10 protein-coding genes are annotated in these 8,606 nt (G+C 77.1%); 3 read left to right on the top strand and 7 right to left on the bottom strand.

Features of this window, described 5'->3' with window-relative positions; all coding sequences use genetic code 11:
- Positions 1 to 59: 59 nt before the first annotated feature.
- From ACRYM0_RS19485 to ACRYM0_RS19460, 6 genes are read right to left on the bottom strand one after another with little or no spacing between them, the layout of a single operon-like run.
- The gene (locus tag ACRYM0_RS19485; protein WP_432507508.1) at positions 60 to 767 is read right to left on the bottom strand and encodes a TerD family protein; all 708 of its coding nucleotides are present in this window, start codon (positions 765 to 767) and stop codon (positions 60 to 62) included.
- A gap of 37 nt (positions 768 to 804) precedes the next feature.
- Positions 805 to 1,863, bottom strand: a complete 1,059-nt coding sequence (gene tsaD / locus ACRYM0_RS19480) for a tRNA (adenosine(37)-N6)-threonylcarbamoyltransferase complex transferase subunit TsaD (protein WP_432507507.1) — start codon at positions 1,861 to 1,863, stop codon at positions 805 to 807.
- Positions 1,860 to 2,429 (bottom strand): peptide deformylase, encoded by a 570-nt coding sequence (def, locus tag ACRYM0_RS19475; RefSeq protein WP_432507506.1) that lies wholly within the window; start codon positions 2,427 to 2,429, stop codon positions 1,860 to 1,862. The genes tsaD and def overlap by 4 nt, the downstream gene beginning before the upstream one ends.
- Positions 2,426 to 4,189 carry a PP2C family protein-serine/threonine phosphatase gene (locus ACRYM0_RS19470; protein WP_432507505.1) on the bottom strand — a complete coding sequence of 588 codons (1,764 nt, stop codon included), beginning with the start codon at positions 4,187 to 4,189 and terminating at the stop codon, positions 2,426 to 2,428. Before ACRYM0_RS19470 ends, def begins: the two co-directional genes overlap by 4 nt.
- 47 nt (positions 4,190 to 4,236) lie before the next feature.
- Complete coding sequence (locus tag ACRYM0_RS19465; protein ID WP_432507504.1) at positions 4,237 to 4,974, bottom strand: YceI family protein; 738 nt, start codon at positions 4,972 to 4,974, stop codon at positions 4,237 to 4,239.
- Between the two features lie 60 nt (positions 4,975 to 5,034).
- Positions 5,035 to 5,748: an NUDIX domain-containing protein gene (locus ACRYM0_RS19460; protein WP_432507503.1), complete on the bottom strand. Its 714-nt coding sequence runs from the start codon at positions 5,746 to 5,748 to the stop codon at positions 5,035 to 5,037.
- 55 nt (positions 5,749 to 5,803) lie between these two features.
- Between ACRYM0_RS19460 and ACRYM0_RS19455 the strand changes: the two genes are divergently transcribed.
- The 3 genes from ACRYM0_RS19455 to ACRYM0_RS19445 are packed head-to-tail and all read left to right on the top strand — an operon-like array spanning position 5,804 to position 8,144.
- A complete protein-coding gene (locus ACRYM0_RS19455) occupies positions 5,804 to 6,559 on the top strand; it encodes a DeoR/GlpR family DNA-binding transcription regulator (RefSeq protein WP_432507501.1) in 756 nt (251 codons plus the stop codon).
- Positions 6,560 to 6,618: 59 nt separating this feature from the next.
- Positions 6,619 to 7,116, top strand: a complete 498-nt coding sequence (locus ACRYM0_RS19450; RefSeq protein ID WP_432507500.1) for a MarR family winged helix-turn-helix transcriptional regulator — start codon at positions 6,619 to 6,621, stop codon at positions 7,114 to 7,116.
- Between the two features lie 44 nt (positions 7,117 to 7,160).
- The gene (locus ACRYM0_RS19445; RefSeq protein WP_432507499.1) at positions 7,161 to 8,144 is read left to right on the top strand and encodes an aldo/keto reductase; all 984 of its coding nucleotides are present in this window, start codon (positions 7,161 to 7,163) and stop codon (positions 8,142 to 8,144) included.
- Positions 8,145 to 8,163: 19 nt separating this feature from the next.
- Here ACRYM0_RS19445 and ACRYM0_RS19440 read toward each other — a convergent pair whose 3' ends face one another.
- Complete coding sequence (locus tag ACRYM0_RS19440; protein WP_432507498.1) at positions 8,164 to 8,484, bottom strand: hypothetical protein; 321 nt, start codon at positions 8,482 to 8,484, stop codon at positions 8,164 to 8,166.
- Positions 8,485 to 8,606: the final 122 nt, after the last annotated feature.

Here is an 8,606-nt window from a genome sequence, read left to right as displayed (position 1 = left end):
GATCAAGGAAGTTGCAACTTCCTTGATCACCGCAGGGAGGGGGGAGGGGGTTCAGCCGGTCACTTGCGGCCGGTCTGCCAGCGCATGCCCCAGCCGTACGCCTCGTCCAGGGCCTGCTGACCGCCCTGCACGTAGCGGACCTCGCGCTGCACGGACACCTCGCGCCCGTCGGAGACGATCTGCGCGATCGCGCACATCGGCGAGCGGTCGTCGTGCTCGTCGAGGCGCACCTCGATCTCCGGGCCGCTGGCCGGCTTCAGCGTCACCACGCCGTCGGCGGCGGCCCAGTTCGGCACGCCCTCGTAGATGAACGCGAACACCAGGACCCGCTTCAGGCGGGCCGGGTCGCGCAGGTCCACGTAGAGGTTCTCGCCGCCGCCGCCGGTGCGGTCGTCGCCGTCCAGCCACACCAGCGGCTCACCGGGACCGCGGTCGCGGAAGGCGTTGCCCAGGGCCTGCACGACGCCCTTGGAGCCGTCGGTGAACTCGTACAGGGCGCCCAGGTCGAGGTCGATGCCGCCCGAGGCGCCGGTGGCGGCCTGCTTGAGCTTGGCGAGGAAGCCGCCCCCGCCCGAGGGTGCCTGCGCGGGCCGGGCGTTCCAGGCCAGGTGCACCTTCACGGTGCCGCCGGCCCCGCCGGACTTCGTCAGCGACACCTTCGGCGCCGCCTTCGTCAGCGTCACCTTGCTGAGGGAGACCCCGCCGCCGGCGCCGCCGGAGGGGGCGGGGTCCGGCTCGTTGCGCTTCTTCGAGTATTCGATGGCCACGGCCCGTCAACGAGCCGGGCGCTCCCCGAGTGCCCGCTCAGCCCCAGGGCCCGGCCAGCAGCGCACCCGTCAGCGGCGCCGACGGGTCGGCGGCCAGCGACAGCGGGGAGGCGGGCGCCCCGGCCCGCACGAGCAGGTCCCCCACGGCGGCGATCATGGCGCCGTTGTCGGTGCACAGCCGCACCGGCGGCACCCGCAGCTGCAGGCCCGCCGCCGCGCACCGCTCCTCGGCCAGCGAGCGCACCCGGGTGTTCGCCGCGACCCCGCCGACGAGCAGCAGCGCGTCCACGCCGTGCTCGCGGCAGGCGGCCACCGCCTTGCGGGTCAGGACGTCGGCGACGGCCTCCTGGAAGGAGGCGGCCACGTCGGCCACCGGCACCTCGCCGCCGGCGTCGGTGCGCGCCTCCACCCAGCGCGCCACCGCGGTCTTCAGCCCGGAGAAGGAGAACCCGTAGGCGGGGTCCTGCGGGCGGGACAGGGCGCGCGGGAACGCGATGGCGCGCGGGTCGCCGTCGCGGGCGGCGCGGTCGATCGCGGGCCCGCCGGGGTAGCCCAGGCCCAGCACGCGGGCAACCTTGTCGAACGCCTCCCCCGCGGCGTCGTCGGTGGTGTCGCCCAGGTGCACGACCGGGTCGCGGCCCAGGTCGCCGAGCAGCAGCAGGGAGGTGTGCCCGCCGGAGACGACGAGCGCGACGCACTTCCGCGGCAGCGGCCCGTGCTCGAGGACGTCGACGGCGGCGTGCCCGGCGAGGTGGTGCACCCCGTACAGCGGCTTGCCGATGGCGAAGGCGAGCGCCTTGGCGGAGGCCAGGCCCACCTGCACGGCGGTGGACAGGCCCGGCCCCGCGGTGACGGCGACGGCGTCGACGTCCGCGAGGTCCAGCGAGGCGGCGTCCAGGGCCTGGCGCACGACGGGGACCATCGCCTCCAGGTGGGCGCGGGCGGCGACCTCGGGCACGACGCCGCCGTAGCGGGCGTGCGCGTCCATGCTGGAGGCCAGGGCGTCGCCGAGCAGGACGCCGTCGCTGACCAGGCCGGCGCCGGTCTCGTCGCAGCTGGACTCGATGCCCAGGACGACGGGGCTGGTGCGGCTCACCGGCGCGGCTCGGTGGGCAGCCCGGCCGCGGTGAGGACCTCCACGCGCTCGCCGACGGGCAGGCGGTCCACGTAGACGACGCCCTCCAGGTGGTCGGTCTCGTGCTGCAGGCAGCGGGCCAGCAGCCCGGTGCCGACGATGCGCACCGGCTCGCCGTGCACGTCGACGCCGGTGACCTCCGCGCGGTCCGGGCGGCCCAGCTCGGCGTACTGCCCGGGCACCGACAGGCAGCCCTCGTCGTCGACGTCGAGCTTGCGCCTGCGGCCGGTGGGCAGGTGCAGGACGGGGTTCACGACGTGGGCGACGACGTGCTCGCCGGTCTCGTCGGGGCAGTCGACGACGAAGACGCGGGCGTCCACGCCGATCTGGTTGGCGGCCAGGCCCACCCCCTCGGCCGCGGCCATGGAGGCGAACATGTCGGCGACGAGCTGGGTGAGGCCGTCGTCGAAGGCGGTGACCGCGGTGCAGCGGCGGTGCAGCACGGGCGTGCCGTAGGTGGTGATCGGGTGGGCCGTGCCCGTGCGCCCCTCGAAGACGACCGGCTGCTGCTCCTCCTGCTGGCTCACGAGCGTCGATCGTAGGCGGCGGCGGCGACGCCCTCGCGCGCGCCGGTGACCGCGCCGGTGACCGCGCCGGTGACGACGCCCTGTGCGCCGAAGCGGACGGCGAGGACGGCCACGTCGTCGCCGCCGGCGGGCTCGGCCGCGACCAGCAGCTCGTCCAGGGCGGCGCCCAGGGCGCCGTCGCCCGCTGCGGCGAGGGCGGCGGCCGCGGTGCGCAACCGCTCCACTCCCGCGTCGAGGTCGGAGTCGCGGCGCTCGACGAGGCCGTCGGTGTACAGCAGCAGGGTGCTGCCGGTGGGCAGCGCGGCGCGGTGGTCGGTGCGCGCGCCCGGGCCCTGCACGCCCAGCAGCACGTCGCCCTCGGTGCGCAGGACCTCCACGCGCCCGTCGCGGTGGACCAGCAGCGGCGGGGGGTGCCCGGCGCTGCTCCAGCGCAGGACGCGGCGGCCGGCGGAGCGGTCGGCGGCGCTCTGCTCGACGCGGGCGACGAGGCAGCTGGCGAGGATGGGTTCGCCCCCCAGGGAGGCGACGACGGCCTCCAGCCGCTCCAGCAACCGGCAGGGCACCTCCTCGCGGTCCACGGCCAGGGCGCGCAGCGCGATGCGCAGCTGCCCCATCGCGGCGGCGGCCACCACGTCGTGGCCGGTGACGTCGCCGATGACGAGCAGGGTGCTGCCGCCGGGCAGGACGACGGCGTCGTACCAGTCGCCGCCGACCTGGGCGCCGGCGCGGGCGGGCAGGTAGCGGGCGGCGACGTGCAGGTCGTCGGGCTGGGGCAGCTGCGCGGTGAGCATGGCGCGCTGCAGGGTGCGGGCGACCTCGGCGTGCTCGGCCAGCAGCAGCGCCCGCTGCAGCGCCTGGGTGGCGTAGGAGGCCGACGCCTCCAGCAGGGTCCGGTGCCCCACGGCCAGGCGCCGGCCGCGCGACCACACGAGGGTCAGCAGGCCGACGCCGTGCCCGGCGGCGACGAGGGGGACGGCGGCGAGGTAGCTGACGTCGGCGACCCGCCACCGCTCGGCGAGCTCCGGGTAGCGCGCGCGCAGCGCGTCGCCGTCCTCGAAGCGGGGCCGCTGCTCGCGCAGGGCGGCGGTGCCGGGACCGGGCCCGTCCAGGGGCAGGTCCTCCCAGCGCTCCACGGCCCCGGGGCCCAGCTCCTCCAGGAAGGGGGTGCGCAGCACGCCGCGCTCGCGGTCCACGACGGACAGCCCGGCGTGGGCGGCGCCGAACACGGAGCGGGCGGTGTCCACGACGACGCGGGCGACGTCGGCGACGGTGGTGGTGGCGGTGAGGGCCTCGGACAGGGCGAGCAGGCGGCTGGTGCGCTCGACGGTCTCGCGCAGGGACCGGGTGAGCTCGTCGCGCTCGCGCTCCAGGACCTGCTCGCGGGTGACGTCGCGGTAGGCGCACAGGACGAGGCCGTCCAGGCGCTGCGCGCGGGCGTGGACGTGCAGGTGGGTGCCGGGCACGGGCCCGGTCCACTCGACGGTGCCGGGGTGGGTGCGGGTGCGGCGCAGCTGCCGGTGGAAGTCCGAGCCGACCGCCTGGGGGAAGACCTCGCCGAGCAGCCGTCCGAGCAGCTCGGCCGGGCGGCGCCCGTACACGGCGGCCCCGGCGTCGTTGACGTGCACGACGCGCCAGTCCGCGGCGTCGAGGACCATCACCCCCTCGACGACCTCCTGCAGCGCGCGCAGCAGGACGGCGTCGTCGACCGCGGCGCCACCCGCTGCGGGGGGCCCCGCTGCAGGGGACGCCGCAGGTTCCACGAGCAGAACCTACGGGGCGCGGGGCGGCCCCGCAGCGGTTCGCGCGCTCAGGCGGGGGCGGCGGTGACGGCGAACTCCACGGTGCCGGTGTCCTCGACGGACACGAACCCCAGGTCGGGGGCCTGCACGCCGAGGTCGGACCAGGTCACGGGGACGGCGCCGGTGACGGTGACGGTGTCGGCGGCGGTGCGCTCGACGGTGGCGGGGGCCTGGACGGCCAGTTCCCGCCCGCCGACCTCCAGGGTGCCGGGCAGGGTGACGGCGAGGACGGCGCCGACGTCGAGCCCGCCGAGGGGGACGGGGCCGGTGAGGGTGAAGGTGGCGTCGGGGTCCTCCTCGACCCCCAGGAGCCGGCGGAACTGCCCGTCGCGGTTGCCGGAGTCGGTGGCCACGCTCGCCAGGTCCACGGCGACGGTGGCGTCGGTGAGCTGCCCGCCGGTGACGGTCAGGTCCCCGGTGACCTGCTCGGTGCGTCCGGTGACGGTGACGTCCTGGCCGTTGAGGACCTCGTCGACGCGGTAGCCGGCGGTCCCGCCGGTGACGGTCCAGGCGCCCTCCAGGGCGGGGTCGGTGGCGGCGGCGGTCGGGGTGGTGGCCCCGCCGGCGGCGGGGGTGCTCAGCGGCGCGGCGGCCCGCCCCTCCTGCAGCCGCGCGTAGAGGCGGGGCCCGACGAGCACGGCGAGCAGGCCGAGGACGACGAGGACCGCGAGCAGCACCCACGGCCACCGGCGGCGCCGGGGCGCGGGCGGGCGGGCCGGGTGGGCGGTGGTCGAGGTGCTGCTCACTTCGGTTCCCCTGTCCGTCGGCGGTCCTGCCCCCTCCAACGGGACCGCCGGCGGGCGGGTTCAGCGGCGGGCGCGGCCGGTGGGGGCGCCCGGGGCGAACGGGCCGTGCAGGACCGACCACTGCAGCAGCAGGATCGTCTTGGCGTCGGCGATGCCCCCGTCGCGCACCGCGGCGAGCGCCTCGTCGACGTCGAGCTCGAGCACCTCGATGTCCTCGCCCTCCTCGGCCAGCCCGCCGCCGGGGCCGGTGCGCGAGGCCGGCGTGTACGGCGCGGCGTAGCAGTGCAGGCGCTCGGTGACGGAGCCGGGGCTGGTCCACGGCGAGAACACGTGCTCGAGCTCGCCGACCTCGACGCCGAGCTCCTCGGCGGCCTCGCGGCGGATCGCGGTGGCGGGGTCGTCGCCCTCCACGAGGCCGGCGGCGGTCTCGACGAGCAGGCCGTCGGGGTGGCCGTTGACGTAGGCGGGGTAGCGGAACTGGCGGGTGAGCAGGACGGTGCGGCGCTCGACGTCGTGCAGCAGGACGGTGGCGCCGTCGCCGCGGTCGTACGTCTCGCGCTGCTGCACGCTCCAGCGGCCGTCGCGGTGGCGGTAGTCGAGGGTGGTGCGGCGCAGCACGTGCCAGGCGGCGGCGAGGACCTCCACGTCGCGCACGACGACACCGGGGTTGCCGGTGAGGTCGCGCCCGGCGCGGTCCAGGCCGGTGCGGCCGCGCGCGTCGGGCACGTCGACGCCGGGGCGGTGGGGGTCGGGCGGGGGTGTGGGACCGGTCACGTGGGGCACACTACGCAGGAACGTGGAACAACGTGGACGATTGCGGAGGTGCGGGGTGCTGGCTGCGCAGCGGCGGGACGAGCTGCTGGGACGGCTGCGCACCCGCGGGCGCGTGGTCGCCAAGGAGGTGGCCGCCGAGCTCGGCACCACCGAGGACACGATCCGCCGCGACCTGCGCGAGCTGGCCGCCGCCGGGCTGTGCCAGCGCGTCTACGGAGGCGCCCTACCCGCCTCCCCCGCCGTCGCGGACCTCGGCGCGCGCGCGGGCCTGTCCACCACCGGCAAGGGGGCCGTGGCCGCGGCCGCGGTGCGCCTGCTGCCGGCCGGGGGCACCGTCCTGCTCGACGGCGGCAGCACCGCGCTGGCCGTGGCGCGCGCGCTGCCGCCGGCGCTGGAGGTCACCGTCGTCACCCACAGCCCCGTGGTGGCCGCCGCGCTCGTGACGCACCCGCGCGCGGAGGTCCTCGTCCTGGGCGGGCGGCTGTTCAAGCACTCCGGCGTCACCTGCGGGGCCGCCACCGTCGAGGCGGCCGCCCGCGTCCACGCCGACGTGTTCCTCCTCGGCGTCACCGGCGTGCACCCCGACGCGGGCCTGACGACCGGCGACGCCGAGGAGGCGGCCCTCAAGCGCGCCCTGGCGGCCCGCGCCGCCGAGACGTACGTGCTCGCCAGCTCCGAGAAGGTCGGCACCGCCTCCGCCCACGTCGTGCTGCCGCTGGCCGAGGTCGCCGGCGTCGTCACCGACGCCCCGCCGCACGACCCGGTCGTGCGGGCGCTGGGCGCCGCCGGCCACCGCGTGCTGCACGCCTGAGCCCTGCGGCACCCGCCGGGCGTCGGGTGGCCCGGGCAACCGATCCCTAACATGGCGGAGTGGACGGAGATGCGGCACCGGGGCCCCGCTGGCTGGACGCGGACGAGCGCCGCGCGTGGCTGAAGCTGACGGCGGTGTGCACGCTGCTGCCCGCCGCGCTGGACTCGCAGCTGCAGCACGACGCCGACCTCACCCACACCGGCTACCTGGTGCTGGCGATGCTCTCGGAGTCCGCCGAGCGGCGGTTGCGGATGAGCGAGGTCGCCGCGCGCACGAACTCCTCCGCGCCCCGCGTCTCGCACGTGGTGCGCAAGCTGGAGGAGCGCGGCTGGGTGCGCCGCGAGGCCGACCCCGCCGACGGCCGCGGGCAGTTCGCCGTCCTGACCGACGCCGGGTGGGACAAGATCGTCGCCACGGCGCCCGGTCACGTGGAGGCCGTGCGGCGGATGGTGTTCGACGTGCTGGAGCGCGAGGACGTCGCCGCGCTGGAGGAGCTGAGCGGCAAGCTGCTGACCCGCCTGGACCCGGGCTCGCGGTTCACCGCCTCGGCGGGCTGAGCGCCGCCCTGCGCCCCGGGCGGGGCGTGCGTAGGGTTCGGCGGGTGCAGACGAGGACGCTGGGCAGGACCGGCCGTCAGGTCGGTGTCGTGGGGCTGGGCTGCTGGCAGCTCGGCGGGGACTGGGGATCGGTCGGGGAGGACGACGCGCTGGCCACGCTGGCCGCGGCCGTCGACGCCGGGGTGACGTTCCTGGACACCGCCGACGTGTACGGCGACGGGCGCAGCGAGCGCCTGGTGGGGCGGTACCTGCGCGAGAGCGGCGCGAGCGGGGTCACCGTGGCCACGAAGATGGGCCGCCGCGCCGACCCGCACGTGGCGGAGGCGTACTCGCTGGAGAACTTCCGCGCCTGGAACGACCGCAGCCGCGAGAACCTCGGCGTGCAGACCCTGGACCTGGTGCAGCTGCACTGCCCGCCGCCGGAGGTGTACGCCACCGACGCGGTGTTCGACGCGCTGGACACCCTCGTGGCCGAGGGCCGCACCGCCGCGTACGGGGTGTCGGTGGAGACCGTCGCCGAGGGCCTGGCCGCGGTGGCCCGCCCGAACGTGGCGAGCGTGCAGATCATCCTGAACCCGTTGCGGCTCAAGCCGGTCACCGAGTTCCTGCCGGCTGCGGCCGAGGCCGGGGTCGGCGTGGTCGTGCGGGTTCCGCTGGCGTCGGGGCTGCTGTCGGGCAAGTACGACGAGAACACGACGTTCTCCGCCGACGACCACCGCACCTACAACCGCGACGGTTCCGCGTTCGACGTGGGCGAGACGTTCGCGGGGGTCCCGTTCGAGGTGGGCGTGCAGGCCGCGCGGCGGCTGTCGGAGGTGTTCGGCGACGTGCCGCTGGCGGGTTCCACGCTGCGCTGGATCGTCGAGCAGCCGGGCGTGAGCGTCGTCATCCCCGGCGCCCGCAACGGCGAGCAGGCCCGCCGCAACGCCGCCGCCGCGGACCTGCCGGCGCCGACGGGCGAGCAGCAGCGCGCGGTGCGCGAGGTGTACGACGAGCTCGTCGCGGAGCACGTGCACTCGCGCTGGTGAGGCGCCGGCGCCCCGCGCCTCAGCGCGCGGGGCGCCGCCGCGGCCCGCGCGCGACGAGCGCGGCGAGCAGCACCCGCGAGGGGTGCACGCGCAGGTGACCGCGCGCCAGCGCGAGCAGCACGACGGCCCCGGCGGTGGCGGCGAGCGCCCCGAGCGCGGCTCCCAGCGCCACCCCGGCCGGGGCGAGCAGCAGCGGCGCGGCGTGCAGGGCGTGCAGCGGGCCGTCGACCCGGTGCAGGACGGCGAGGGCCCACGCGGTCGCGACCGCGACGGCGCTCAGGCCGCCGCCGAGCCAGGCGCCGCGCAGCAGCGCACGCAGGAGGAGGGTTCGGCGTTCCACCCCTCGTGGGTAGCACCGCCGCCGCACCGCCCGCACCCCGGGCGCACGCACCTCACCCTCCCGGCCCACCCCCAGCCCGCTCCCCCGCGGTGATCTTGCACGGGTGAACCCTCAACCGTGCA

Origin of the sequence: Kineococcus arenarius subsp. arenarius (genome assembly GCF_050871845.1) — a bacterium.
Classification (GTDB): Bacteria; Actinomycetota; Actinomycetes; order Actinomycetales; family Kineococcaceae; genus Kineococcus.
The sequence above is the reverse complement of the archived record's forward strand: the minus strand, read 5'-3'. Positions and strand labels throughout refer to the sequence as shown.